The sequence below is a fragment of the Rhodanobacter sp. AS-Z3 genome (assembly GCF_029224025.1).
GTDB lineage: Bacteria > Pseudomonadota > Gammaproteobacteria > Xanthomonadales > Rhodanobacteraceae > Rhodanobacter.
Genome location: NZ_CP119392.1, coordinates 1,129,233 through 1,154,853, shown reverse-complemented (window position 1 = coordinate 1,154,853; position 25,621 = coordinate 1,129,233). Strand labels below are relative to the sequence as shown.

The following is a 25,621-nucleotide window of genomic DNA, read 5'->3' as shown; positions in this document are numbered from 1 at the left end:
AGCCTTGGCTGGCTCAATGAAAATCCCGCGAACGCGTGTCCAGGGCCCCCAGCCACGCACTCATATCAAGCAGCCGACGGGCAATCAGATGACTCACCCCGTCGACGCTTTCCCACTGGCCTTCCACACCCAGCAAACTGGCTTCCAGATACGCGCGTCGCTGCCGTTCGGCAACATCGCGCCACACCACCACGTTGATGAAACCGTGTTCGTCTTCGATGGTGATGAAGGTGGTGCCGCCAGCAGTTTGCGGGCGCTGGCGCTGGGTCACCAGACCGGCTGCGCGCACCGGACTTTGATGAGGCTGGACGCGCAGACTGCGCGAGTCGACGAAACGCGCCGTGTGCAAGCGCGGGCGCAACAACTTGAGCGGATGCGGGCCCAGACTGAGACCGGTACGCGCATAGTCCGACTGCAGGTTTTCCGCCACCGACGGCACCGGCAATGCGACGGCCTGCTCCGTCGGGCTGACTCGCCCGAACAACGGCAGCTGCGGCTCGACTCCGGCCACCGCCCACTTCGCCCGATGCCGATGACCCGCCAGCCCGCGCAGCGCGCCCGCCTCGGCCAGCAACTCCTGCTGGCGACGATCGATGCCGGTGCGCTCGCACAGATCCACCACGTCAGCGAAAGCGCGTGCATCGCGCGCCAGCGAAAGTCGATCAGCCACGTCCTTACGCATGCCCCGCACCTGCCGCAAGCCGAGCCGCAACGCCGGCTGCCCACGACCATCCGGGTCGTCCTCCAGCGTGCAATCCCAGTCACTGTGGCGTACGTCGACCGGACGCACCGCGATGCCGTGGCGTTGCGCATCCTGCACGATCTGACTGGGGCCGTAGAAACCCATCGGCTGCGCGTTCAACAAGGCACAGGCAAACGCGGCTGGCTCGTGGCATTTCAGCCAGCAACTGGCGTAGACGATACCGGCAAAACTGGCTGCGTGGCTTTCCGGAAAACCGTAACTGCCGAAGCCCTTGATCTGCTCGAACAAGCGCGCCGCAAACTCGGCGGTGTAGCCGCGCTCAAGCATGCCGCGCATGATCCGCTCGCGGTGATGCTCCATGCCGCCGTGGCGTTTCCAAGCCGCCATCGCGCGACGCAGTTGATCGGCCTCGCCGGCGCTGTAGCCAGCCGCCACGATCGCCAGCTTCATCACCTGTTCCTGAAAAAGCGGCACGCCCAACGTGCGTTCGAAAACCGCCTTGAGATCTTCCGACGGGTAATCCACCGCTTCTTCGCCACGGCGTCGGCGCAGGTATGGATGCACCATGTCGCCCTGGATCGGACCGGGTCGCACGATCGCCACCTGGATCACCAGATCATAGAAATTCGCTGGTCGATGCCGCGGCAGCATCGCCATCTGCGCCCGGCTTTCGATCTGGAATACGCCCACGGTGTCGGCGCGCTGGATCATCCGGTAGGTTTGCGGATCTTCCGCCGGCAGCGTGGCCATCGTGTAATCCTGACCACGATGGGCGCGCAGCAGATCCAGGCACTTGCGCACGCAACTCAGCATGCCCAGTGCCAGGCAATCGACCTTGAGCAGCTTCATCGTGTCCAGATCATCCTTGTCCCACTGGATGATGGTGCGATCGGGCATCGACGCATTTTCCACCGGCACCAGTTCGCTCAGCGACGCGTCACTGATCACGAAGCCGCCGACGTGCTGGGACAGATGCCGCGGCGTATCGAGCAGCTCGGCAGTGAGTTTCAGCACCCGCCGCAGTAACGCACTGTGCGGATCGAAACCGTGTTCGCGCAGGCGCTCGTCCAGACTTGTCTCGCCATCCCACCAGCCGACAATACCGCTGAGCTGATCCACCTGATCCAGCGGCAGGCCCAGCGCCTTGGCCACGTCACGTACGGCACTCTTGCCGCGATAGCAGATCACCGTGGCCGCCAGTGCCGCGCGTTCGCGACCGTACTTCGCGTAGATGTACTGGATCACTTCCTCGCGCCGCTCGTGCTCGAAATCCACATCGATGTCGGGCGGTTCGTTGCGCTCCTTGCTGATGAAGCGTTCGACCAGCAGGTTCATTCGCGCCGGGTCGACCTCGGTAACGCCGAGTGCGAAACATACGGCGGAGTTGGCGGCCGAGCCGCGGCCCTGGCAGAGAATTCCCTGGCTGCGGGCAAAGCGCACGATGTCATTCACGGTGAGGAAGTACGACTCGTATTGCAGCTCCGCGATCAGGCTCAGCTCGTGCTCGATTTGCGCACGAACTTTTTCCGGCGCGCCGTCGGGCCAGCGCCAGCGCATGCCTTGTTCGGTCAACTGACGCAGCCAACTGCTGCCGCTGTGTGCTGCGGGAACCAATTCGGCGGGATAGCGGTAGCGCAGTTCGTCCAGACGGAACTGGCAGCGCGCAGCCAGCACCACGCTTTCGCACAACAGTGCTTCGGGATAGATCTTTGCCAACGCCTCGCGTCGACGCAGGTGGCGCTCGCCATTGCGGAAGATCAACGCGCCAGCGTCGGCCAGCGGCACGCGATGACGGATCGCCGTGAGCGTGTTTTGCAGGGCCAGTCGTCGCCGCACGTGCATGTGCACATCGCCAGTGGCCACCAGCGGCAGATCGAGGCGGCTGCCGAGTTGCTGCAATTCACGCAGGCGTTGCGTGTCGTCGGGCCCGTGATGCAATGCCACCGCCAGCCACGCCCGCGGGCCGAAGGTGTCACGCAGCCAGCGGCCATGCACAGGATCGGGTAGCCGCCCCGGCAACCACAAGGCGAACGTGCCCGGCACGCCATGCGCCAGCTCGGCACAGCTCAGGCGATAGCTGCCCTTGGCCGAGGCACGACGACCGCGGGTAATCAGTGTGCACAAGGCGGTGTAGCCGGCTTTCGTCTCGCACAACAGCACCAGCTTCGGGCCGTCGTCGAGCTGGAATTCGGCACCCACGATCAGCTTCACGCCGGTGGCGCGCGACGCTTCCAGCGCACGCACGATGCCGGCCAGCGAACATTCGTCGGTGATCGCCAACGCGCTGTAGCCGCACGACTTCGCGCGATCAAACAGCTCGCGTGCACTGGACGCGCCGCGGCCGAACGAAAAGTTCGACAGGCAATGCAGCTCGGCATAATCGCTCACGCAAACCAGCCGTGCAGCATCCAGCCATCCTGCTCACCTGGTGCGCAGAACGCCCACGCGCGCTGACCTTGTGCGGTCTCCACCACGTAGTAATCACGGCAGACTTCACCGCCATCCCACCAGCCCGTCTCCAACCGTTCCGGCCCAGCCAACAGATGTGGCGGCGAACCACGCAGCGGTATCGGCCGTTCCAGCAACCAGGTTGGTCGGGGATGCGGCTCGCACGCACCGTCATCACGACTGGCGACGATTTGCGCACGCTCGGGTCGCGGGTCGCTGGTACTACCCAACTGATATACCGCGCGATCACCCAGTCGTGCACGCAGGCGTTCGCGCAGCTGCTCGATCGGCAACGCGTTGGCCGGGCGTTCGTCGAACAGATCGTGACCAGCCGGCACGAAAGCCGGCAGGTCGCGGGCGATCAAGCGCATCACCAGCACCGGCTGCTGCAACTGCACCTGCTCCAGTCGGCCGCGCGCCAGCTCGAACAGCATGCCGGCCTCACGCTCGGGTGCCAGCAGGCCGACCGCCACGTCGGTGTTCCCCTCGCGATGCTCCAGTCGCAGCATGAAACGCTGCACGCCACCGTCGCGTCCGGCCAGATAAGCGGCCAGATCACCGGTCATCCGCCGCAACGGAAAAATCAGCGCGGCGATGTTCTCGACCTCGTGCGACAACTCGATGCGCAGATCGAAGCTGTCCGGTGGCCGATACGCATCCAGACCCGCGGGCGCATCACCGCTCAATCGATCCAGTGCCAGCAGCAAGTCAACGCCAAAGCGACGACGCAGGCCGTCACGCGGCAGACTCCATAGTTGGCCCAGCGTACGTATGCCCATGCCGGGCAACGCCTCGATCGCATCGGCGGGCAAGCGGCTTTTCTGCAGCGGAATGCGTTGCAGCGCGTGGCGCAAATGATCCGTACCCAACACCGCCTGACCATCAGCGACACCAGCCAATACATAGGCCGCATGCGGCGTCGGCGCGGCACTGATCCGGTGGCGAAAACCGAGCGTGTCGAGGTCGGCGCGCAGCAGGCTTTCCAGCCGTGGCCACGAACCGAACAGGCTCAGGCTACGGCTGACCTCAAGCACGATCGCATGCGGCAACAGACTGACTTCGGAACTGTAGCGATAGGCGACCGCAGCCAGAAAACGATGCCAATGCTCAACTCGCTCAGGCTCGTACGGCAGCGCCTCGAATTGCGCCAGCATGGCCTGCGCGGCGCTCAGTCGCTGACCTACACGCAAACCCGCTTCGCGTGCAGCGGCGTTCGCTGCCACGATGCTGCGCGCGTTCGCTGCACCGGCCACCAGCACCAGCGGACCGGTCGTGGCCCGCCGACGGAGGACCCCGTCCAGCGCCAGTTGCGGCAGCAATACACAAGCCCAAAGCATGCGCGCCGACCATCAATGCAACGCGGCGTACGGCAACGACACCGGCTGCGCCGGCACCACGCCACCACGGCATTTACGCACCCACACCCGCGCTTGTGGCGCCGCTTCCAGTTCCAGCCGCAAAGCCGCTGGCGAGGCATTGCCCAGATGGCGTCGATCACGAAAGGCGAACGCCAGCGCACGACCACCATCAGCCGCCACCTGCAGCCGACGCAGCGCACGATCATCCGCCTGGCGCGGCCATGCCAGCACCGCCGCGCAACTACCCGAACGCAGGCATTGCTCCATCGCCCACAACACATCGGACTCGGCCGCCGTGACGATTTCGACCCGGCGCATGTCCACCCCATGCTGGCGCCAGCCGGCCACGCATGGCGCATACGGCGGTGTCACCAGTACCAGTGGTCGCGCCGCCTGACTGAGTCGCGCCAGCGTCGGCAGCACCAGCTGCAATTCACCCACGCCATCCAGCGGCAGCAGAATTTCCGATAACGAGGCTTCCGGCCAGCCGCCGCTGGGCAGCACCGCGTCGAGCGCGGCCCAGCCGGTCGGCTGCTCGCCCGTTGCTACGGACGCAGCGCGACCGCGCCAGACCTGGCGCGCATCCAGCAGCGACGACAAGGGCACCACCGCATTCACCAGCCACCCCTCAGCAGGCCGGCGAACAGACCTTCGATGGCGAAGTCTTCGGTGGGATCGGGATCGATCGGCTGATAGCCCGGGCTGTTCGGCAGCAGGCGGATCACGTCGCCCTGCCAGTGCAGTCGTTTGATCGTGAAACGATCACCGCCGACCCGTGCCGCCACGACCTGGCCGTGCCGCGCCACCGGCGTGGCGTGCACGCCGACCAGATCCTGGTCGAGGATGCCCTCGTCGCGCATCGAGTCGCCGACCACCCGCACCAGGTAATCCGGCCGCAAGCGGAACAACCAGCGCGACACGCGCAGGGTGCGCTCGATCCGGGAGTCGGAGAACAGTGGCTCACCAGCAGCAATGCGACCGACCAGCGGCAGCTCCAGGGTGTCCGCGTCCAGCGCATCGGTGCTATCCACCAGACGGATGCCGCGCGAGCGATTCGGTTCGATCACCAGCCGCCCCTTGGCCTCCAGCGAACGCACATGCTTGAGCACGGCGCTGACGTTGGGCAGCCCCATGGCCAGGCCGATTTCCTCCAGCGTGGGCGCTTGCCCCGCCTGCGCCACACGCGCACGGATGAATTCAAGGATGTTCGATTGGCGACTGGTCAGGTGCAGGCTCATGCCGTCTATGTTTTCACCTTTTGTGGTGAAAATATAGTGCCGCCACTACATCGGTGTGTTCGAACCTGTTTGCTTGTTATGTCGCACTGTGACGCAGGTCACACTCCAGTTACGCCGCATTAACAAACCTCCAAGTACACTTATCCCCATGTCGTGAGACACTGTTCCCGCTGCATGGTGAGGACTCCCCTCCTCCTCCGTGATATTCAAGACGGATACCCAAAGGCCCGCAGATCCCCTCTGCGGGTTTTTTTATGCCTGACACTCCTGCTGCCGCACTTCAGCCTCACGGCGTCACCGGCTGATTGGCCTTGCGCACCGCCTCGACAAACTCGCCGAACGGAATATCGGTGATACCCACCAGCCCGATATGACTGTTCTCACCATCGAGCAAGCGGCCGGTCACCGGCTGATCGGCGTACTGAAACCAGTGCGCACCGACAATATCCGGATTGGCCGCCGCGGCCGCGAGGAACGTCGCATAGGCAGCGCCGCGCTGCGCCTCATTGCCTACCGACACCACGCCTTTGCCGAACGGGCCGCGATCGTCGGAACCAAAGTGGAACTCACTGATCAGCACCGGCTTGTGCAACGCATGCATGGCGGCCGCATCGAAGCCGTGCTGCGGCAGGTCGGCGTAGACATTGAAGCTGACCACATCGCAATACTGCGCGCAGGCGGCTACCGCTTCGGGCGTGTTCACCGCGAAGCGGCCACCGAGGAACAGATGATGCGGGTCGTGGCGATGAATCGCGTCGCTCACGCTGCGGAAATAAGCATCGGCGTAAGTCCGCAGCCAACGGCTGTAATCGCTGGCAATCGCCGGATGTTCCTCGTTGGGCGTGGGTGCGACGTAGCCGGTAACGTCCAGTGCATCCCATGAGCTCAACGCAATACCCCAGGCCGCCGCCAGCGTTTCCGGCGCCACGTATTGCTTGCGCAACATGGCAATGAACGCTTGCTTGGCCGGACTCTTCGCATCGCCCGCCAAGGTGCCCAGCGCCAGTCCCCAGCGACCTTGCGGCCCGTTGCCGGCCCAGGCCAGTTCGTTGTCGGCGAAATAGCCCAGCAGCCAGGGATCGTCACGCACCCCCATACTGGCTTTCGCCACTGCCGTCTCGGTGGCCTGCACGAAACGTGGATCAAACGGATCGGGCATGCGTCCCCAATAGTCGAAGCCACTGGCCACGTTGGCGTAGTCACCGGCAATATTGATCGAACGCGTATAGGGCAATCGATGCGCCTCGCCAAGCGCAGCATCGCTCCAGTTGCCAATGGTGTTGAAGCCCCACGCCTGCAGTCGATCCAGCGTGCGGGTGCGCCACGCGGTCAGCCAGTCCTGGCCATCGATGCGATACAGATTTGCCGCGTAGAAATCAAACCAGCGACCGTGGTTGTAGCCGATGCCGGCGCTGGCGCCCTGACCCGGCTGCCGGCTGTCACTGCGACCATGAAATGCGGCCCATGCACCGGCCGCAGACGGCAAATCGATGAACATGAATTCGCGACCTTCGATATAACTGCGACCGCCATCGGCAACGACTGCGTTCACGCCCAGCGAAAAGAACGCGTGACCCTCCGGTGTCACCAACTGCCAGCGGCCATCTTGTTTCTGCGTGTGGAACCAGCCAGTCTTGCGAACACTCTGGCCGTCCAGACGTCCGCCGTAACGATCCGCCTCAACCCGACTTTTACCTGCTTCAGCGGCGGTTATCGCCGCACGCAGCGCCACATCGGAGGCGATCTTCTCCGGCCACTGCCCACGACTGTACTGCCCGTAACGATCGACAATGCCGGCATAGGCATCGTGCAGCGTGGTTTCACCGGGCGTCGTCGTCACGCCGCCGAATAACAGCGCCTGTACCGCTTGCGGGGCCGGAATACCGAGTCGGATTGCGCGCACCTGATGCAGGTCCAACGTGCCCTGCACGGTGGTCGCCAACAACGTCCGCTGGCCGTGGTCATCGAACGGCATCGGTGGCCCCACCTGCATGCCTTGCGCGCGCGGTGAGGTGGCATGCAGCGGAATCACCAGCGTCTGCGGCGGTCCCGGCGGCAGACCAACGGTTGCATGCAGATGCTGGCCCTCGTCGGCGCCATCGATATCGACATTCAGCGTTACTGCCCAGGGCATGGCGTTCTGCACGTCCACGCGCAACTCACCGCGCAATGACCAGTCCCACGGCGCAGCCGGCGCGAGGACCCACTGCGGATGCGCCGCCGGCTGGAAGGCATAGCGCTGCAGCGCCATGCCGTTGCGCGCGTGTTCGGTGACGCCGACTCGTTGCACCTGATCCAGCGTGGTCTGCCCGACGACAGCGGAACCGGCCAGGTCGGCCACCGCAGGCGGCGCGGCATGGCACCCGCTCAGCACGCCAAGACAGAGCCCCATCAGCACATGACGTCTCATCGACCACCACCCTTCCTGGCAAACCCGCAGAAGCGAAAGCCTCGCTACTGACGCCACGCCCGTGAGGATCAGGCGCGCTTTCGCGACCACCACTGCCAGCCGTAATACACCGGCACGCCCAGCGCGATGATCAACAAGCTCATGCCGGCGTCGCCCGGCGCATGGACCGCACTGGCCACGATCACGCCGAACACGGTGATCACGAAGATCAGTGGCAGCAGCGGATAGAACGGCACGCGATACGGTGCGGGCTGATCAATGAAATGCTTGCGGTACCAGAACAACGTGCCAATACCGAACACGTGGCCAACCCATTCGCCCACCGTGGTGTAGTTGAGCAACTGGTTGAAGCTGCCGGAATAGGTGAGCACTGCCGCCCACCCGCCCAGCAAGGCCAGCGCGATCTGCGGCGCGCGGGTACGCGGATCAAGCCGTCCGGCGGCACGGAAGAACACGCCATCGGCACCCATCGTCTGCAGCACACGCGCACCACCGGCAATCGCGATGCTGCAATAACCGAAGGTGGAACACGCAATGCCGATGGCGATCACGGTGGCACCGGTATCCCCGAACATCCGGCGCATCAGGTCGGCCGCTGGCGCTTCGCTGGCGGAAAGTCCCGCATGACCGAGCCCGGCCAGGTAGGCGTAGTTGACCAGTACGTAGCAGACCACCACGCCGACCATGCCCAACGCCAACGCACGCGGCAGGGTGCGTTGCGGATTGCGTACTTCACCGGCCAGATCGTTGAGGTAATGGAAGCCGCCGTAGGTGAACAGCACCGGCAACAACGCGCCCGCGAATGCCCACGACGACACCGGGTAGGTGGTGTCCACGGCCAGCGCCGGACCCAACTGGCCGCGCGCCAGCACCAGCCCACTGATCACCAGCAGCGCCACGGCGACCAGCTTCAGCACGGTGAAAATATTCTGCATCCACGCGCCGGCGCGAATGCCGAACAGGTTGATGCCGACGATGAAAACGATCGCTCCCACGGCCACCGGCTTCACGTAGATCAGTGGCGCCAGACCCAGCGCGGTACACAGATAATCGGCGAACATGGTCGCCACCGCGGCCACGCTGCCGGGGTAATTGATCAGCGCCATGGTCCAGCCAAACAGGAAGCCCGGCAGCAGTCCAAACGCCTCGCGCAGGTAGACATAAATGCCACCGGCTTGCGGTCGCCGCGAACCCAGTTCGGCGTAACACAACACACCGGCGAAGGTGAGCAAGCCACCGAACACCCACAACAGCAGCAGCTCCGCGCCCGACGAGGTACTGCGCGCCACCGTGGCAGGTGTGAGGAAGATGCCTGCCCCGATCACACCGCCGATGACAATCATCGCGGCGTCCCAGGTATTCAGGCGACGGGCATAGGCATTGGCGGGTTCGGTCAGCATGACCGCTACCATGCCATTGTCAGGGCGGTTTCAGCCAGTCCCATCTTTCATCGGGGCGACACTGACCCGATCGATCCGCATCGCCCCTCACCCACCTCATTTGGAACCGTGCACGATGAACGCTATTGGCTTTGTGTTGCTCTGCCTGATCACGTTCGCGCTGGCCGGCTGGCTCACCTGGCGACACTACGTCAACGCACGCGAACTATTGCAGTCCTGGGCTGACGCGAACGGCTACAAGATCCTGCACGCGACGCGCCCGTTGTTCATGCCATGGAGCATGTACTTCGGCACGTCAAAGTACCAAGTCGTTTATCACGTGGCCGTTTACGACGCGTCACTCAAACGCATTCGCTCGGCGTGGGTGCGGCTTGGCACCTACTGGACCGGTTCGATGGATGGCGATGCCATCACGGTGCAGTGGGAGCACGAGGCCTAGTTTCGGCTGGGCATCCGCGCTTTTTCACCCTGAAGGAAATGCGTGCTGGCGTGTATATAGTCGGGAAGGCGGCTCGTCGGTCGTCGTGAAGGACAGGCATGAAACAGATACTCGGATGGATCGCCGGCACCGCGTTGCTCGCCCTTGCGGCATGCCATGCGCCTGACAATGCTTCATCGAAGCAGGCCGCTGGCTCGATGGAGCTGAAGGTCTACTCGGTACCGCCAGCACAAACCGGCCAGCTGACCGGCGCGTTGCGCAGTGCGCTGGGTGGCAAGGCCAGCGTCACCTCACCCACGCCCGGCAAGCTGCTGGTCTACGCGGCACCGGATGCGCAGGCTTCGATCGGCAAGGCGATCGCGTCGCTCGGGCCGGTGTCCTCGACACCCTCTGCAGCCACCCAGGTGGATCTGCACTTGTGGGTCATCGATGGTGAATCCGGTGCTGGCGCCGATGACGCGGCACTGAAACCGCTGGCCTCGGCTCTCGACGGCGTACGCCAGAACATCGCCCCGCTGCACTTCAGCCTCGATCAGATGATTACCGCCCGGACATCCGCCGGTGACGATGGCACGTCGGTAGTCTCGGCAGTCGATGGTGGCTATTCGCGTGGTGTGGATTTCATGGTTCGTGGCATCGACGGCGAGATGCTGGATCTGGAACTCTCCTACGACGATCACGGCCAACGCGGGCTGGCCAAGTTCAAGTCGGAAGTGCATCTGCGCGCTGGGCAATATGTGGTGCTGGCACAGGGTCCCGGCGCCTGCGCCCCGGCACTACTGGGAAAGAGCGCGCCACCCTGCCCGACTCGACCGGCACTACGGCTGTTGATCGTCCGCGCGGACATCTTGCCGCCGCAGGCTTGAGCCGCCGCGATGACGCTGCGCCAGGACGCGCTGTATGCCAGCTATCAGCGAATGGAACGTCCGCTATTCAACGTGCTGTACCGCCAGCTGTGGCAGGCGGAGGATTGTCAGGATGTGATCCACGACAGCTACGTACGCGTGTGGGAGCGACGCGACAAGGTGGATGAAACCACGCTGGACGCACTGGTCTGGACCACCGCGCTCAACCTGGCCAAGAACCGCCTGCGCTGGCGCGTGTTGCGTCGGCATGACACGCTCGACGAGGCATCATCGCCGTTGGCCAGCGACGCCAAGCCGCAGGATTTTCTCGCCACCCGCCAGTTGCATGAAGCCTTGCGCAAGCTGCCGCGTGCCTGGCAACAAGTGCTGCTGTTGTCCGAGTTCAGCGGTTTGCGCGGCACCGAGATTGCCAGCGTGCTCGGCATTCCGGCAGGCACCGTAGCCTCACGCAAACACCTGGCGATGGAACGCTTGAAGACCTTGATGGGAGCGTCTTTCGATGCATGACTCCGACCGCTTGTTTGTCGAACTGTCGCCGCCGCCTGGCGGGCTGCAACGTCTGCAGCGTCGCCTGGCGATCAACCCACCGCGCCCACGCCAGCGTAACCACTGGGTTCCGCTCGGCGCCGCACTCGCCACCGGCCTGCTGGTGCTGGCGACGTGGCTGCCCGGGGTCATCGCACAACAGCAACAAACCCATCGACTGATCTCGGCCCTGCACGCGTCCATCGCAACACCTGTTGAGGACCTGCAAGTCACCCATGGCGCCGCCATCGCCTTGCCCAGCGGTGACCCTGCTGTGCAGCTGTATCTGGTGATATCGGCCACGCCAGCGACCACCGACTGAAGGAACCTCAAAAAAGGCTCACGGCATCACGCTGCGAAAATTGACAATAGGGGACGGCATCGAAACACTGGCGACGCCGCCGGGCTGTTGCAGCGGATCACCACTCGCCAACACCGGTCAAAAGCACCGGAAAAGGCTTTCCCTTCTGCTGCATCGAGGTGTCGTCTTGTCGGCTACCACCACGCGTCGCCTGGCCTTTGCCACTTCCGCCGAACTCGCCTCGATCCAGCGCGATGACGCGCATCTTGCCAGCATGCTGGAACAACACGGCATCACGCCGGTGTCCTGTATCTGGAATGATCCGACGGTGGACTGGTCGGCGTTCGACGCGGTGCTGATCCGCACGATCTGGGATTACTACAAGCTTTCCGGCGCGTTCATTGACTGGCTCGATCAGCTCGACCAACTCGGCATTCCCACGATCAACGACAGTCGTGTGCTGCGCTGGAACAGCGATAAAAGCTACCTGCTTGACCTCGACGAGCAAGGCGTGGCGATCATCCCGACCGCATTGGCGACAGCCGATGAACTGGCTGCCGCGCTGGCATCAATGCCGGACCAACACGTGGTGATCAAGCCGACCATCAGCGGCGGCGCCTGGCATACCGTGCGCGGCCACGTCGGTGACCCGGCATTTACTGAAGCCGTGACGCATTTGCCGCGCGACATCGACTATCTGCTGCAGCCGTTCGTACCAGAGATCGTCAGCGCAGGCGAATGGTCGCTGCTGTATTTCGGCGGAAAGTTCAGCCATGCGGTGATCAAGCGCCCGGCCACCGGCGACTACCGCGTGCAAAGCGAATATGGCGGCAGCATCGAACCGGCGCAGCCGTCTGCAGCCACGCTGGCGGCTGCCGGCAAGGCGCTGGCCGCCGTGGCGGCACTGGGACACGGCGAGCTCGCCTATGCACGCGTCGACGGGGTGATCAGCGCCGGCCAGTTCCTGATCATGGAGCTGGAGCTGATCGAGCCGTTTCTGTTTCTGGCCGAGCAGCCGCGCTCGGCCGAGCGTTTCGCACAGCAGCTTGCGCGCCGGCTGGACCTGCTAGGTTCGCACGCAACCGACGGCAGCCAAGCATCCCACAGGTGATTTCGTTGTGGCACTGAAGACGTTGGCGTCGCTGCGTACAATGGTGGAACCGCCTTGTCCGTGACGCCTGCAAAACCCTGATGTCTTCGCCACGCAAGATTCTGCACGTCGACATGGACGCGTTCTACGCGTCGGTGGAGCAGCGCGACGATCCGTCGTTGCGCGGCAAGCCGGTGGCGGTGGCGTGGCGCGGTTCGCGTTCGGTAGTCTGCGCAGCGAGCTACGAGGCCCGCGTGTTCGGTGTGCGTTCGGCGATGCCGGCAATCAGTGCGGAACGGCTGTGCCCGCAACTGGTCTTCGTGCCACCGGACTTCGTGCGCTACAAGGCAGTGTCGCGGAAAATTCGCGAGATCTTCTCACGGCATACCGACCTGATCGAACCGCTGTCACTGGACGAGGCCTATCTCGACGTCACCGTGACCAAGACCGGCCTGCCGTCGGCCACCGCCACCGCCGAAGCGATTCGTGCAGCGATTCGCGAGGAGACCCAACTCACCGCATCGGCCGGCGTGGCACCGAACAAATTCCTGGCCAAGATCGCTTCGGACTTCCGCAAGCCCGATGGCCTGTTCGTGGTACGCCCACACCAAATTGAAAGCTTCCTCACTCCGTTGAAAGTGGGCCGTCTGCCCGGCGTGGGCAAGGTGATGGAGGCGAAGCTGGCCGCGCTCAAGATTGCCACGGTGGGTGACCTGCGCACGCTGGCGCTGGCCGAACTCGAGCTACGCTTCGGCCGCTGGGGCCGCCGACTGCACGAACTGTCGCAAGGTATCGACGAGCATCCGGTACAACCGGATCGTCCCACCTTGCAGATATCGGCCGAAGACACGTTCGAACACGACCTGACCCTGGCCGAACTGGAGCCGCATATTCGCGATCTGGCGGAAAAGGCCTGGGCCGGCTATCAGCACGAGCGCGATCGGCTGGCCCGCACCGTGGTGCTGAAATTGAAAACGTCGGATTTCCGCACGCTGACGCGCAGCCTCACGCCCTCGGCGCGACCGATGTCGGCCGGTGAACTGGGCGACATCGCCTGTGCGTTGCGCGAGCGCGTCGAGCGCCCCGCCGACAGCCGCTATCGGCTGGTCGGCGTGGGCTTGTCCGGCTTCATCGACGCGGACAGTTACCAGGCACAGGCGGATCTGTTCGACTGACGCCGCCTGTACCGCCGTTGGTTCAGGCCCTGATCCAGCGCCACAACTCGCTCCACGACGGCTTCTTGCCATACATCAGGATGCCGGTGCGATAGATTCGCGCGGCCAGCCATACGCAGGCCAGCAAGGTCACCAGCATGATGCCCAGCGACAAGGCCAGCTCCAGCGGCGGCACCGAGGTCAGTGAATAACGTACCGGCATGGTGAACGGCGCAAAGAACGGAACGAACGACAGGGTCACGCCGAGCTGACCGGTGGGGTCCTTGATCAACGCGAACACCGCGAAGAAACCCACGATGATGAACATGGTGACGAAGATCGCGTACTGCTGTGTTTCCTGGATGGTGTTGCACATCGCACCGATCGCCGCGTACAACGCGCCATAAAGCAGGAAGCCCAGCGCGAAATACAGCAGGAAAACCACCAGCAGACCCGGCGCCATACCCGGAATCGGGAAGCTCGCCGCGGCATCCGCACTCATCCCGAACAGGCCGGCCAGATGCACGCGCTGGCTGCTGATCAGGAACACCGTGCCGCCCCAGATTGCCATCTGCGTCAGCCCCGCCAGACCCACGCCGAGCACCTTGCCCAGCAGCATCTCGAACGGCGTCAGCGACGACGTCAGCACTTCCATGATGCGCGAGGTCTTTTCCTCGATCACCGAGGTCATCGTCTGCTGACCGTAGATCAAAATGGCAATGTACAGAATGAAGCCCATGAAGTACGCGATCATGAACGACTCGGCGCCACTCTGGCCGGTGAGCTTGCCGTCGGAGACCTTGGTGGTCTCCATATTCGCCGGCTTCATCGCCTGCTTGACCAAAGCGGCATCCACACCGGACTTGCCCAGACGCACACCGGCCAGGGCACTCGACACGCCACTCTGCAGCTTGACCATGGAATCCATCGAGCCGACGTTGCCGCCGTAGTAGGAAACCTTGCCCGTAGCCAGCGTGTCATCGGTCAGCACCAGCACGCCATCGAAGCCGTCCTTGCGCTCCTTGCTGGAAAAACCGGTGCTGGCGATCAGGCCGTCGCGCACCTTGGCCAACTCGTCGCTGGTCGCCGGAAACACTTTCACCGTATAGCGGGCCTTGGCGTCCGCTCCGCTGCCAATCTTCTCGGCAGTGAGTGCCTGACTGACTGGCTGACCCAGGCCCGTGCTGGACGCATCCACCACGGCGACGTTGTTGGTGCGATCGCCACCCTTCATCATCATCGCCGGCAACAACACCATCGCCACCATGAACACCGGCAGCAGCAGGGTGGAAATCACGAATGCCTTGGTACGCACCCGTTCGACAAACTCGCGCCGGATAACGGCAACAATCTTGCTCATGCGGCAACTCCGGCATGGGCCGTGGCGGCATCAGCGCCCACCTTGGCAATGAAAATGGCGTGCAGCGAAGGCTCGACGATTTCGAAACGACGCAGACCCACGCCTTCGCCAACCAACGCAGCCAGCAACTTTTCGGGATCGGCCCCATCAGCCATCTGCAATTCGGCGGTGGCGCCGTAGTCGTCGACGCGGGAGATCAGCGAGCGATCAGCCAGGATGTTCTCGGCACGCGCCTTGTCGTGGGTGAAACCCAGCGCCACATGACGTCCACCAAAATCTTCCTTGACCTGCGCCACCGTGCCATTCACCACCATCTCGCCACGCGCGATGATGGCAATGCGGTCGCACATGCGCTCGGCCTGTTCCATCACGTGGGTGGAAAACAGCACCGTGCGCCCCTCGGCGGCGATGCCCACCACGATGTCCTTCATCACTTGCGCGTTGACCGGGTCCAGCCCGGAAAAAGGTTCATCCAGAATGACCAGCTCGGGCTCATGCAACAGCGCGCCGGCAAACTGCACCTTCTGCTGCATGCCCTTGGACAAGTCCTCGACCTTCTTCAACGCCCAGTCGCTGACCCCAAGGCGTTCCAGCCAGGCGTTCGCGCGCTTGCGTGCATCGGCACGACCGATGCCCTTGGTTTCACCCAGGAAGATCAGGTGATCGAGCACCTTCATTTTCTTGTACAGGCCGCGCTCTTCCGGCAGGTAGCCGATGCGCTGCGACAATGCCCGGCTGTTGTGCGCCGAGCCGAACAGCACGATTTGCCCTTCGTCCGGTTCCAGAATGCCCATGATCAGACGGATCGTGGTCGACTTGCCCGCCCCATTAGGCCCCAGCAGGCCGAAGATGCCGCCGCCGGGAATTTCCATGGTGAGATGATTTACCGCGGTATGACCGGAAAAACGCTTGGTCACGGACTCCACGCGAACACTTGCTGCGCTCATGTACTTCCCTTTTGAGTACGGGCTCCCCGCCCGAACCGCAAAGCTAGCATGCGCTGGTGGCCGGGCAAAGCTGGCCAAACGTCATGCGTGACGCCAAGAACCATTCACGACGACGCATCCCGACCGAATCGCGGCAGATTCCAGTGCAGGCGCAGCGACAGGAAGCGCAAGACAAAACAGGCAAGCATCGGCAACCAGGTCGCCCACACCGCGGGCCAGCTCAGGTATTCACCGAGCACCGACAGCGCGGCACCGACAAACGCAGCCGACGCATAAATTTCCTGCTGCAACACGATCGACACGCGCGCCAGCAGCACATCACGCGCCATGCCGCCGCCGATCGCGGTGATGATGCCCAAGAGTATCGCCATCTCCGCGTTGTGCCCGAACAACAGCGTCTTGTGCGCGCCATACACCGCGAACAGTCCCAAGCCCATCGCATCGAACAAGCGTACCGGATAGGTCAACCGTTCCACCCACGGATACGCCACGATGGTCAGCAGCGCAGCAATCACCGAAGTGAACAGATAGCGCCAGTCCGACAAACCCGCCGGCGGAATCGCACCAATGCACAAATCGCGGGCGATGCCGCCGCCGCAAGCGGTGATGAAGGCAATCGCCAGGATGCCGAACAGGTCGAGGTTGCAGCGGCGGGCGGCGGTGGCGCCGCTGATCGCGAACGCAAACGTGCCGGCAAGGTCGACCAGGTTGAACAACAGTTGCTCATTCACGCTGTCGGCTCACTTGCGGGCATGCCGATGGACGGCGCATGCCCGCTATTGAACCAGCTTCAGGTGAGTTTGCGCGAGACCGCGAACGACACCAGATTGCCCAGACCGGTAGCACCGGCCAGCACCGCAACCATGCCGGGCGTGACTTCCTGCCAGCCAAACCACTGGATCAGGCCGAAGGCGAGCCCGACGAAGATCAGCACGATGCCCCAACGTAACGACGAGTGGCGGCGGCGCAGTTCCTCGTCAAGCAGGATCGACTTGACCAGCTCCTCCGATCCACCAGCGCCGATCATCCGGCCACGTACCCGCGCATCGACCACCACCTTGATGGCGTAGGCAATGCAGATGAACAGCACGATCGGAATGAGTATCTCGAATTCCATGGAAAGCTCCCAGGTCGGTGGCCACGAAGATGGGCCAGTTGCATCCACAGATACGGGCCGGAGCGGATCGGTTGCAGCGGCCCTCTTGCAACCGATCCGGCGATGCGCGTATCCATGACCCCATGGATGACATCCGCAGCAGCCCTGACCGCGACCTGGTCGACGCCGTACTGGCCAACCGGCCGGGCGCGTTCGAACGCCTGGTGCGTGAGTATCAGGGACTATGCTGGCATATCATCCAGCGCATGGTGCGCAACCCGGAAGATGCGCGCGAGCTGTGCCAGGACACCTTCCTGCGCGTGCACCAATGCCTGCATCAATACCGTTACGAAAGCGCACTGAAGTCATGGATCGGCCGGATCGCCTTCACCATCGCGCTGCGCCACCTGCAGCACAAGCGCATTCCACTGGTCGACTCGAGTGATGACGAGGGTGAATCACGGGTGGAAAACATCGGCGACGGCTTCGACCTCGAGGCCGCCTGTGTCGACGAAGAAACCGCCCGCCACCTGCATGAAGCGATCGAGGCCCTGCCGCCACTGCAGCGCACCTTGCTCACCTTGTATTACCTTGAAGAAACACCCATCCCCGAGATTGCCCGCATCACCGGTATGGCGACCGGCACGATCAAGAGCCATCTGTTCCGCTCGCGCCTGCGCCTGCGCGACGCACTAGAGACACGCACAGGAGTTGCTGCATGATTCCGCACGACGAAGACCACATTCCTGCGTTCGATGACGCTGCGCACGAGCGCGAATGGCTGGCGCAGGAAACCGCCATGCGACGCGAGCGGCTGCAGCTCGATCCCGCTGGCGACGATGCACGCAGCCAGCGCTATCGAATGATTGCGCGCCACTTGCGCCAACCGCTGCCCGATGCGCTGCCGGAAGATTTCGCACAGCACTTGGCTGCGCGAGTGGGCACCGTTCCGTCACCCGCCGCATCGGCCAGCACTTCCTTCGAGTTCAAGCTGATGCTGGTACTCGCCGCCACGATGGCCATTGCAGCCGTCGCGGTGGTCGCGATCTACGGCAACGCCTGGCTGCCGTCCTTCACCGCGCTGGCGCCGAACCCGCAAGCACCCGCCACGCACTGGCTGCTGGCACTGGCCGGCTGCGTCGGCGCGTCGTGGTTGCTGGGACTGTGGCAACAACGCACCCATTCGTAGGAGCGCACCTTGTGCGCGATGCTCAAGCTCGATTTTGGAGCAAGAGCTTTCGTCCTCCTTCGGAGGGCGAGTCACTTATCTCTTGCGTGGCCAAGAGATAAGTAACCAACAGAGAAGGCCACCCCGCTTGGCGCTTGCTGCCCATCCATGGGCAGCAAGTCCGTGAGTCGTGGCCGGGCTTTTCGACAGCACATCCATGTGCTGGCGAAAAGGAGTCGACATCCATGTCGACTCCCCTGCGGGCCTGTCGTCCCCGCCTCACCGCCGCACAAGGGACCCCGGGTAAAGCAGCGAGCCATCCTGGCCCGCACTCTTCAGTGGAGCCAGAGCAGAGCCAAAGCCTCAGCGCATGGCATTCGCTACGAACAGACGATTCCTCTTCCTTCGAAAATGAAGCCGCTACAGAGGCCTGCTATCGACCCAATGCAGATGTTGCAATGCTGCAATCTGAATCCGCTTTTGCATCCAAGGCAGCTAGCCGACTGGTAAGCTGCGACCAGTCATAGGATGACGCTCTGGTAGGGGGGGGGTGAAAGATGCCAATCGTGATGTGCGGGCAATGCCAAGCGAAAAATCGGGTTGCCCGCTTTCGTCTATCCGCTCGTGCCACGTGTGGAAAGTGCGGATCATTTCTGATCGAGCCGAAGTGGCTGACAACCTTAAGAGATTTGCTTCAAATTTTTCGCAAGTATTGGGTTCTGTTGACCAGTGCGATAATTCTCGTTGTGGCTCTTGAGGTACACCCACGCGACGACACACCACAGCAGGAACTCCCTCCTCAGGCCAATTTCGAGCCGAGCGGGACCGTCGAAACGGCGCCAACCCAAGCACTGCGACCACCCTTGCCAAAGGTTGAGCCGCTCGCTTTGCCTCACATAACACCCGTTGTCTTGTGTGTACCGGTCAATGTGTCTTCTGGTGCCAAGAAGCTCTACACCCATCGACCTGCCTTGGCGCCTCTTGCCATTACGACACCGCCAGGTGGCAACTTCGTTTTCAGAATAGTGAAGAACGAGACGACGAAATACGTGATGAGTATTTACATGACTGGAGGTGAAACTCAGGAGTTTAAGGTCCCGCTGGGAATCTATTCGATCTACGCTGCTCAAGGTCAAACGTGGTGCGGCCATGACGTTGCGTTCGGGCATAGCGCCACCCGATACACACGGTTGGACGCGACTTTCGCTTTCAGCCGCGAGACGGATGGCTACAAGGGACATCGTATCGAGTTGGTGCCTCAGTTGATGGGCAACCTAGACTCCACGGAAGTTACGGCCAAGGAATTTTCTGAACTTGTGCCCGACGAAATGTCAGCAAGCGGCCGGCCGACACAATAGCGCATGGGCTATATCTAGCTAGAAATGCAGTTTTGAAGAAGTGAACGAATCAAGATCACTACTTTCGAACGTTCGCACTTGGCCGAACTGAGACATTCGCAGCATTAAAAAGTCTCGCTCGCAGCGGGACCTCCTTGCTCTTGGCTCTTCGGCTTTCGCCGCCGCACAGCGGTGGCGCACCGAGTGGGCGCCAGGATGGCGCGCTTGCTCTACCTGGGGCCCCTGTGCGGCGGTGAGTCGGGGACGACAGGCCGCGTAGCGGGAGTCGACAGGAGGTCGGCTCCTTCTCGCACGGGCAGGATGCCCGTTCGAAAAGCCCGGCCCCGACTCACGAACTTGTTGGGCAGGAAGCCCAACAAGCGCCAAGTGGGGTGGCCTCTCTTTGGGCCACGTTTCTCTGGCCACACAGAGAAAGGTGGCTCGGGCGCCGAAGGCGCGCGAAAGCCCTTGATCTTTGCAGTATCAAAACGGCCGGCAGATGTATGTGCAGTGCGCATGCAGATATGGATGTAACGTTGGAAATCTCACGCCAACAGCATCGCGCACAAGTGCGCTCCTACGAGCGGCGGTGGGCGATCAAGACACGGACCATCACGCCAGCGGCAACCTCACCCGAACCTCCAACCCCCCACCCTCAGCGTTCCGCACCTCGATCGTGCCGCCATGCACCTGCACCACGCGCCGCACGATCGCCAACCCCAACCCATGCCCCTCCGCGCGCGCCGCATTGCTGCCGCGAAAGAACGGACGAAACAGCAGAGCAAGTTCGTCCGCCGGCACCCCCGGCCCGTGATCGCGCACGCTGATCTCGGCAAATTGCTGATCGACGCGCAGGATCACCTCGACCCGGCCACCGGCCGGACTGAACTTGATCGCGTTCGCAAGCAGGTTGTCCAGCGCACGCTCCAGCAGCATGGCGTTACCGGAAACAATGGCGGACTCGGCACTGACCAGCCACAGCTCGACCTGCTTCGCATCCGCTTCCAGCCGCGACTGCTCCACGCACTCGTGCACCACGTCGACCAGTTGCAGTTGTTCGCGCTCCATCCCGGGCAAGCCGCCCTCCATTCGCGACAAGGCGAGCATGTCGCCCAGCATGCGGTCGAGCCGGGCGATCTCCTGCTCGGCCTGGCTGAAGTACGGTGCCGACTCCTCGGCGTTGTGACCACGGCGGGCGAGATCGAGGATCAACTGCAGCCGCGCCAGCGGCGAACGCAACTCGTGGGACAGGTCCTGCAGCACGCCACGATCATGCGCGACCAGCGCCTCGATGCGGCCGGCCATCACGTCGAAGTCGCCGGCCAGTTGGGCCAGCTCGTCATGTGCCATGCCACCCTGCCGACCCACCCGGGCGGAGAGTTCGCCATCGGCCATGCGCCGCGTGGCCCGGCGCAGTGCTTCGACCGGACGCGCCACGCTGCGCGCCACCCACCAGCCGACCGCACCGATGAACAGCAGCGACAGCAGCAACTGCATCGCCAGATAAATTTTCTCGCGCGTTTGCGGGCGCAGGCGCACATGCGTTCGACTCATCGCCAGCAGTTGCCGGGCGTGACCGTCGTCGCCATTGACCTGCTGGAACGCGACATAGAAACCCGGCCGCGGCTGCATCACCACGCTGCGATCCGATCCCAGCAACGACGGCAATTGCGAGCGCACCGCATCGCCCAGACGGATCGGATAGAGCATCTCGCCATGCTCGAGCAGGGTTGCCTCCACACCTTGCTGTCGCTGCTGCGCCACCCAGACGGCGAGTGCATCGCGGCCACCGCTTTCGTAAGCCTGGTCGGCATCCTGCGCCAGCGCCGCCCAGTTGATCTCGACCGTGGTGGTGAATTCGATGAAGCGACGGGCGAACAGGCCACCGAGTGCCAGCACCAGCAGATTGGCGACGCAAAACCAGACCAGCAACCGCCAGTACAACGAAGTGCGCATCGGCTTCATGATGCAGCTGCCACCAGCACGTAGCCGGAGCCGCGCACCGAATCGATCCGCGGCGCCTCCGGCGACGCATCCGCCAGTTTGTGGCGCAGGCGGCTGACGTGCACGTCGATGCTGCGGTCGAAGCGCTCGATCTCGCGGCCCAGCGCGAGCCGGGTGAGGCTGGCCTTGTCGACCAGTTCTCCGGCGCGCTGCGCTAGCCCCAGCAACAACAGGAATTCGGCGCCGGTCAACGACAGGTCCTGCTCGTCGACTTGCGCGCGGCGCTCGCCCGGAAACAGTTGCAGGTTGCCGACCTGCACCGTGCCGGCCAGCGGCGGTGCGTTCCGACGCAACTGCGCGCGTACACGCGCCAGCAATTCGCGCGGCAGGCATGGCTTGGACAAATAGTCGTCGGCGCCCAGTTCCAGGCCGATCACCCGATCCACCGGTTCGCCGCGCGCCGACAACATGATCACTGGCAGCCGATGCTGCATGCGTAGTTCGCGCAGGGTTTCCAGACCATCGCGGCCCGGCATCATCACGTCGAGGATCAGCAGGTCGGGCCGTTCGGCGGTATTGCGCAGGCGCGCCAGCGCGGCGTCGCCATCGTGTGCAAGATCCACCACGAAGCCCTCGCGCTGCAGGTAATCGGCCAGCAGGCGGCACAACGCGCGGTCGTCGTCGGCAATCAGGATGCGAGAAGGGTTCGGAGTTTGCATGGCACCCATTCAATCGGTGCTGTTGCGCCAGCACCACGTTCTTTACCGATCTTTACCTACCCGCAAAGATCATATACGCAGCGGTGTCGTCAAATAGTGGCGTACAAACCCCCACCCCAGAGGTATACGTCATGCGCAAGAACACTCTCCTCGGCCTGGCCCTGGCCTCGGCACTGGCCATTGGCAGTTCCATCGCACTGGCGGCCCCCGCTGGCGCCCCGGGACACGGCGGCTTCGGCCATGGCGGACACGGCCAGCGCGGCCACGGCCAGATGATGATGCTGGGCAAGCTGAACCTCACCGACGCGCAGAAGGCCAGCGTCAAGCAGATCATCAGCAGCAGCCGTACGCAGAACAAGTCCTCGCGTGAGGCCCTGCGGACACAGCGCAGCGCCTTCGAGTCGATGACCCCTAACCAAGTCGGCTATCAGTCGGCAGCGGCAAGTCTGGCTCAGGCTGAAGGTCAGGCGACCCAGCAGCGCGTGCAGCAGATGGCCACTCTGCGGGCGCAGATCTATGCAGTGCTGACGCCGCAGCAGCAGGCACAGGCGGCCACGTTCAAGGCGCAGTCGCAGGCTCGTCGCGCCCAGTGGAAACAGTTCCGGGCGGAGCATCCGCAGCCCGCGGCCCAGTAAATCGAAAGCCTTGACTGCTGCGAGGTAGAAGCAGGAAGCCCGGGGGAACCGGGCTTCCTTTTTACACGTTCCGGCGGCTGAGTCTCCAACGTGCCTGATCGAATAGTTCTTCATCAAGTGCCCATGAACGCGGGCATCCACTGGTACGAGCCGATCAATCGTAGACTTTGTGGCAGCGGCGCTCGGTGGTGTAATAGGTTTTCTTGCGCTGCTCGTTTTTCTGGACACGGTTGCCGACATAGCCACCGGCCACCGCACCGCCTACCGTTGCCAAGGTCTTGCCCTTGCCACCACCCACCTGATGACCCAGCAAGCCACCTACGACCGCACCTACACCGGTGCCGATGATGCGGTGATCATCCTTCGACCCATTGTGTTTGACTCGCACGTTTTCGCACACCACGCGGTGGTTACGTTCCTGCGCATGCACAGGCGTCGGCATGGTGCCGATCGCTGACACGGCCAAGGCCAGCGAGGCCGTCAAAATCAATGATTTGTTCATGCGGTTTTCTCCGTCTTGGTGAATCACATCAATAGACGGATGGACGTGACGGAGCGGTCAACCCTCCATAACGTTGCATGAAGCGGGATAGCCCAAACATCGCGCATGCTTCGACACGGCGCGCAATCACGCTGGATAAAAAAAGCCCGGATCATGTCCGGGCTCTTGGGCTTCTTGCTGCGCCGCCTACTTCTTTTTCGGCATATACAAGTCGGTGATGGTGCCTTCGTAGATCTCCGCCGCCATGCCGACCGACTCGCTGAGCGTGGGATGCGGGTGAATCGTCAGGCCGATGTCGGCCGCTTCCGAACCCATCTCGATCGCCAATGCCACTTCGGAGATGAGATCACCGGCATGCACGCCGACGATACCGCCACCAACTACGCGATGGGTTTCCTCGTCGAAGATCAGCTTGGTGAAACCTTCGGTGCGATCGATGCCGATGGCACGACCGCTGGCCGCCCACGGGAACTTGCCCACGCCGACCTTCAAGCCCTTTTCCTTCGCTTCGCGTTCGGTCACACCTACCCAGGCGATTTCCGGATCGGTATACGCCACCGACGGAATCACTCGCGCGTCGAAGTGGCTCTTGTGTCCGGCGACCACTTCTGCAGCCACCTTCGCCTCATGCGTCGCCTTGTGCGCCAGCATTGGCTGACCGACCAGATCGCCGATGGCGAAGATGTGCGGCACGTTGGTGCGCATCTGCGAGTCGACGTTGATGAAGCCGCGATCGGTCACTGCGACGCCCGCCTTGTCCGCGCCGATCTTGCTGCCGTTCGGCGAGCGGCCCACCGAAACCAGCACGCGATCGAACAGCGTGGTTTCGGGAATGCTGTCGCCTTCGTAACCGACCTCGATGCCTTTCTTGGTGGCCTTGGCGCTGACCACCTTGGTCTTCAGATGGATACCCTTGAGCCGGCTGCCGAGGCGTTTGGCCAGCGGCTTGATCAGGTCGGCATCGGCGCCGGGAATGATCTGGTCCATGAATTCGACCACGGTCACTTCGCTACCCAGCGCGGCGTACACCGTGGCCATTTCCAGGCCGATGATGCCGCCGCCGACGACCAGCAGTTTCTTCGGTACGTCCTTCATTTCCAGCGCGCGGGTGGAATCGAGAATGCGCTCGTCGTCCCACGGGAACATGCCCAGCTTCACCGACTGGGAACCGGCGGCGATGATCGCGTGCTCGAAGCGGATCAGTTTCACGCCGCCCCTGGTTTGGACTTCCAGCTCGTTCGGCGAGACGAACAGGCCATTGCCTTCGACCGTGCGCACCTTGCGCTGCTTCGACATCGCGGCGAGGCCGCCGGTGAGCTGGCCGACCACCTTGTTCTTGAAGCCACGCAGCTTGTCGATGTCGATCTTCGGCTTGCCGAAGCTGACGCCGTGCGCTTCCATCGCAGCGGCCTCGTCGATCACGGCGGCGGCGTGCAGCAACGCTTTGGACGGGATGCAACCGACGTTGAGGCAGACGCCGCCGAGCGTGCCGTAGCGTTCCACCAGCACGGTGTCGACGCCAAGATCAGCGGCGCGGAACGCGGCGGTATAGCCGCCGGGGCCGGAGCCGAGCACGACCAGCTTGCATTCGATATCGGCCTTGCGACCGGTGGCGCCGGCAGCAGCCGGTGATGGTGCCGCGGGCGATGGTGCCGCGGGTGCGGGAGCCGCGACTTTCGGCGTCTCCGTCTTCGCCGCTGGTGCGGCTGGAGCATTGGCTGCACCAGCGGTTTCCAGAACGGCAATCACCGCACCTTCGGAAACTTCATCACCCACTTTGAGCTTCAGCTCCTTGATCACGCCGGCAACAGTGGAAGGAATCTCCATGGTCGCCTTGTCCGACTCCAGCGTGATCAGGCTCTGATCCTTGGCCACCGTGTCGCCAGCCTTTACCAGCACTTCGATGACCGGCACGTTGCCGTGACCGCCGATGTCGGGAATCTTGATTTCGATGGTGTTGGCCATGGTGTGGTTTCCTTGG

Annotated in this window: 24 protein-coding genes; 10 read left to right on the top strand and 14 right to left on the bottom strand. The window is 63.2% G+C overall.

Going from position 1 to position 25,621, the window contains the following annotated elements; genetic code table 11:
• Positions 1-13: 13 nt before the first annotated feature.
• The 6 genes from PY254_RS04845 to PY254_RS04820 all read right to left on the bottom strand — a co-directional run bounded on the left by PY254_RS04845 (position 14) and on the right by PY254_RS04820 (position 9,557).
• Positions 14-3,091, bottom strand: coding sequence for an error-prone DNA polymerase (locus PY254_RS04845; protein WP_281014350.1), 3,078 nt, complete (start codon positions 3,089-3,091; stop codon positions 14-16).
• Positions 3,088-4,488: a Y-family DNA polymerase gene (locus PY254_RS04840; RefSeq protein ID WP_281014349.1), complete on the bottom strand. Its 1,401-nt coding sequence runs from the start codon at positions 4,486-4,488 to the stop codon at positions 3,088-3,090. The genes PY254_RS04845 and PY254_RS04840 overlap by 4 nt, the downstream gene beginning before the upstream one ends.
• A 12-nt stretch (positions 4,489-4,500) precedes the next feature.
• Positions 4,501-5,127 (bottom strand): translesion DNA synthesis-associated protein ImuA, encoded by a 627-nt coding sequence (gene imuA / locus PY254_RS04835; RefSeq protein WP_281014348.1) that lies wholly within the window; start codon positions 5,125-5,127, stop codon positions 4,501-4,503.
• A complete protein-coding gene (gene lexA / locus PY254_RS04830) occupies positions 5,124-5,747 on the bottom strand; it encodes a transcriptional repressor LexA (protein ID WP_281014347.1) in 624 nt (207 codons plus the stop codon). Before lexA ends, imuA begins: the two co-directional genes overlap by 4 nt.
• Positions 5,748-6,033: 286 nt before the next feature.
• Positions 6,034-8,157 carry an alpha-amylase family protein gene (locus PY254_RS04825; RefSeq protein WP_281014346.1) on the bottom strand — a complete coding sequence of 708 codons (2,124 nt, stop codon included), beginning with the start codon at positions 8,155-8,157 and terminating at the stop codon, positions 6,034-6,036.
• A gap of 68 nt (positions 8,158-8,225) precedes the next feature.
• Positions 8,226-9,557, bottom strand: a complete 1,332-nt coding sequence (locus PY254_RS04820; protein WP_281014345.1) for an APC family permease — start codon at positions 9,555-9,557, stop codon at positions 8,226-8,228.
• 115 nt (positions 9,558-9,672) lie between these two features.
• On the opposite strand from PY254_RS04820, the gene PY254_RS04815 reads away from it, so the two are divergent.
• From PY254_RS04815 to dinB, 6 genes are all read left to right on the top strand, one after another.
• Positions 9,673-9,996 (top strand): hypothetical protein, encoded by a 324-nt coding sequence (locus tag PY254_RS04815; protein WP_281014344.1) that lies wholly within the window; start codon positions 9,673-9,675, stop codon positions 9,994-9,996.
• Between the two features lie 98 nt (positions 9,997-10,094).
• Positions 10,095-10,862 (top strand): hypothetical protein, encoded by a 768-nt coding sequence (locus tag PY254_RS04810; RefSeq protein ID WP_281014343.1) that lies wholly within the window; start codon positions 10,095-10,097, stop codon positions 10,860-10,862.
• 9 nt (positions 10,863-10,871) lie between these two features.
• The gene (locus PY254_RS04805; protein WP_281014342.1) at positions 10,872-11,369 is read left to right on the top strand and encodes an RNA polymerase sigma factor; all 498 of its coding nucleotides are present in this window, start codon (positions 10,872-10,874) and stop codon (positions 11,367-11,369) included.
• Positions 11,362-11,709, top strand: coding sequence for a hypothetical protein (locus PY254_RS04800; protein ID WP_281014341.1), 348 nt, complete (start codon positions 11,362-11,364; stop codon positions 11,707-11,709). The genes PY254_RS04805 and PY254_RS04800 overlap by 8 nt, the downstream gene beginning before the upstream one ends.
• 166 nt (positions 11,710-11,875) lie before the next feature.
• Positions 11,876-12,799: an ATP-grasp domain-containing protein gene (locus PY254_RS04795; RefSeq protein WP_281014340.1), complete on the top strand. Its 924-nt coding sequence runs from the start codon at positions 11,876-11,878 to the stop codon at positions 12,797-12,799.
• A gap of 80 nt (positions 12,800-12,879) precedes the next feature.
• The gene (dinB, locus tag PY254_RS04790; RefSeq protein WP_281014339.1) at positions 12,880-13,953 is read left to right on the top strand and encodes a DNA polymerase IV; all 1,074 of its coding nucleotides are present in this window, start codon (positions 12,880-12,882) and stop codon (positions 13,951-13,953) included.
• Positions 13,954-13,975: 22 nt separating this feature from the next.
• Here dinB and PY254_RS04785 read toward each other — a convergent pair whose 3' ends face one another.
• From PY254_RS04785 to PY254_RS04770, 4 genes are all read right to left on the bottom strand, one after another.
• A complete protein-coding gene (locus PY254_RS04785) occupies positions 13,976-15,292 on the bottom strand; it encodes an ABC transporter permease (RefSeq protein WP_281014338.1) in 1,317 nt (438 codons plus the stop codon).
• Complete coding sequence (locus PY254_RS04780) at positions 15,289-16,239, bottom strand: ABC transporter ATP-binding protein (RefSeq protein ID WP_281014337.1); 951 nt, start codon at positions 16,237-16,239, stop codon at positions 15,289-15,291. The genes PY254_RS04785 and PY254_RS04780 overlap by 4 nt, the downstream gene beginning before the upstream one ends.
• A gap of 104 nt (positions 16,240-16,343) precedes the next feature.
• Positions 16,344-16,970, bottom strand: coding sequence for a trimeric intracellular cation channel family protein (locus PY254_RS04775; protein ID WP_281014336.1), 627 nt, complete (start codon positions 16,968-16,970; stop codon positions 16,344-16,346).
• Between the two features lie 59 nt (positions 16,971-17,029).
• Positions 17,030-17,356, bottom strand: coding sequence for a DUF6249 domain-containing protein (locus PY254_RS04770; RefSeq protein ID WP_281014335.1), 327 nt, complete (start codon positions 17,354-17,356; stop codon positions 17,030-17,032).
• A 122-nt stretch (positions 17,357-17,478) separates the two neighbouring features.
• Here PY254_RS04770 and PY254_RS04765 point away from each other — a divergent pair, with 122 nt between their 5' ends.
• The 3 genes from PY254_RS04765 to PY254_RS04755 all read left to right on the top strand — a co-directional run bounded on the left by PY254_RS04765 (position 17,479) and on the right by PY254_RS04755 (position 19,861).
• Complete coding sequence (locus PY254_RS04765) at positions 17,479-18,057, top strand: RNA polymerase sigma factor (protein ID WP_281014334.1); 579 nt, start codon at positions 17,479-17,481, stop codon at positions 18,055-18,057.
• On the top strand, positions 18,054-18,524 hold the full coding sequence (locus tag PY254_RS04760; protein ID WP_281014333.1) for a hypothetical protein: 471 nt from the start codon (positions 18,054-18,056) through the stop codon (positions 18,522-18,524). The genes PY254_RS04765 and PY254_RS04760 overlap by 4 nt, the downstream gene beginning before the upstream one ends.
• 536 nt (positions 18,525-19,060) lie before the next feature.
• Positions 19,061-19,861: a hypothetical protein gene (locus PY254_RS04755; protein WP_281014332.1), complete on the top strand. Its 801-nt coding sequence runs from the start codon at positions 19,061-19,063 to the stop codon at positions 19,859-19,861.
• A 591-nt stretch (positions 19,862-20,452) separates the two neighbouring features.
• Here the strand turns inward: PY254_RS04755 and PY254_RS04750 are convergent.
• Both PY254_RS04750 and PY254_RS04745 read right to left on the bottom strand, forming a co-directional pair.
• Complete coding sequence (locus PY254_RS04750; protein ID WP_281014331.1) at positions 20,453-21,805, bottom strand: sensor histidine kinase; 1,353 nt, start codon at positions 21,803-21,805, stop codon at positions 20,453-20,455.
• Positions 21,802-22,503 (bottom strand): response regulator transcription factor, encoded by a 702-nt coding sequence (locus PY254_RS04745; RefSeq protein WP_281014330.1) that lies wholly within the window; start codon positions 22,501-22,503, stop codon positions 21,802-21,804. The genes PY254_RS04750 and PY254_RS04745 overlap by 4 nt, the downstream gene beginning before the upstream one ends.
• Positions 22,504-22,634: 131 nt before the next feature.
• On the opposite strand from PY254_RS04745, the gene PY254_RS04740 reads away from it, so the two are divergent.
• On the top strand, positions 22,635-23,138 hold the full coding sequence (locus tag PY254_RS04740; protein ID WP_281014329.1) for a Spy/CpxP family protein refolding chaperone: 504 nt from the start codon (positions 22,635-22,637) through the stop codon (positions 23,136-23,138).
• 154 nt (positions 23,139-23,292) lie between these two features.
• On the opposite strand, the gene PY254_RS04735 is transcribed toward PY254_RS04740, so the two are convergent.
• Positions 23,293-23,580 (bottom strand): glycine zipper 2TM domain-containing protein, encoded by a 288-nt coding sequence (locus tag PY254_RS04735; protein WP_281015156.1) that lies wholly within the window; start codon positions 23,578-23,580, stop codon positions 23,293-23,295.
• A 246-nt stretch (positions 23,581-23,826) separates the two neighbouring features.
• Positions 23,827-25,605 carry a dihydrolipoyl dehydrogenase gene (lpdA, locus tag PY254_RS04730; protein WP_281014328.1) on the bottom strand — a complete coding sequence of 593 codons (1,779 nt, stop codon included), beginning with the start codon at positions 25,603-25,605 and terminating at the stop codon, positions 23,827-23,829.
• Positions 25,606-25,621 lie beyond the last annotated feature (16 nt).

Bases quoted from the DNA above. Each gene is read 5' to 3' on its own strand.
- dinB (WP_281014339.1), top strand. From the start codon at position 12,880: ATGTCTTCGCCACGCAAGATTCTGCACGTCGACATGGACGCGTTCTAC.
- PY254_RS04840 (WP_281014349.1), bottom strand. From the start codon at position 4,488: ATGCTTTGGGCTTGTGTATTGCTGCCGCAACTGGCGCTGGACGGGGTC.
- PY254_RS04745 (WP_281014330.1), bottom strand. From the start codon at position 22,503: ATGCAAACTCCGAACCCTTCTCGCATCCTGATTGCCGACGACGACCGC.
- PY254_RS04780 (WP_281014337.1), bottom strand. From the start codon at position 16,239: ATGAGCGCAGCAAGTGTTCGCGTGGAGTCCGTGACCAAGCGTTTTTCC.
- PY254_RS04810 (WP_281014343.1), top strand. From the start codon at position 10,095: ATGAAACAGATACTCGGATGGATCGCCGGCACCGCGTTGCTCGCCCTT.
- PY254_RS04735 (WP_281015156.1), bottom strand. From the start codon at position 23,580: ATGCCGACGCCTGTGCATGCGCAGGAACGTAACCACCGCGTGGTGTGC.
- PY254_RS04800 (WP_281014341.1), top strand. From the start codon at position 11,362: ATGCATGACTCCGACCGCTTGTTTGTCGAACTGTCGCCGCCGCCTGGC.
- PY254_RS04785 (WP_281014338.1), bottom strand. From the start codon at position 15,292: ATGAGCAAGATTGTTGCCGTTATCCGGCGCGAGTTTGTCGAACGGGTG.
- PY254_RS04755 (WP_281014332.1), top strand. From the start codon at position 19,061: ATGCCAATCGTGATGTGCGGGCAATGCCAAGCGAAAAATCGGGTTGCC.
- PY254_RS04760 (WP_281014333.1), top strand. From the start codon at position 18,054: ATGATTCCGCACGACGAAGACCACATTCCTGCGTTCGATGACGCTGCG.
- PY254_RS04805 (WP_281014342.1), top strand. From the start codon at position 10,872: ATGACGCTGCGCCAGGACGCGCTGTATGCCAGCTATCAGCGAATGGAA.
- lpdA (WP_281014328.1), bottom strand. From the start codon at position 25,605: ATGGCCAACACCATCGAAATCAAGATTCCCGACATCGGCGGTCACGGC.
- PY254_RS04825 (WP_281014346.1), bottom strand. From the start codon at position 8,157: ATGAGACGTCATGTGCTGATGGGGCTCTGTCTTGGCGTGCTGAGCGGG.
- PY254_RS04820 (WP_281014345.1), bottom strand. From the start codon at position 9,557: ATGCTGACCGAACCCGCCAATGCCTATGCCCGTCGCCTGAATACCTGG.
- PY254_RS04750 (WP_281014331.1), bottom strand. From the start codon at position 21,805: ATGAAGCCGATGCGCACTTCGTTGTACTGGCGGTTGCTGGTCTGGTTT.
- lexA (WP_281014347.1), bottom strand. From the start codon at position 5,747: ATGAGCCTGCACCTGACCAGTCGCCAATCGAACATCCTTGAATTCATC.
- PY254_RS04765 (WP_281014334.1), top strand. From the start codon at position 17,479: ATGGATGACATCCGCAGCAGCCCTGACCGCGACCTGGTCGACGCCGTA.
- PY254_RS04740 (WP_281014329.1), top strand. From the start codon at position 22,635: ATGCGCAAGAACACTCTCCTCGGCCTGGCCCTGGCCTCGGCACTGGCC.
- PY254_RS04815 (WP_281014344.1), top strand. From the start codon at position 9,673: ATGAACGCTATTGGCTTTGTGTTGCTCTGCCTGATCACGTTCGCGCTG.
- PY254_RS04770 (WP_281014335.1), bottom strand. From the start codon at position 17,356: ATGGAATTCGAGATACTCATTCCGATCGTGCTGTTCATCTGCATTGCC.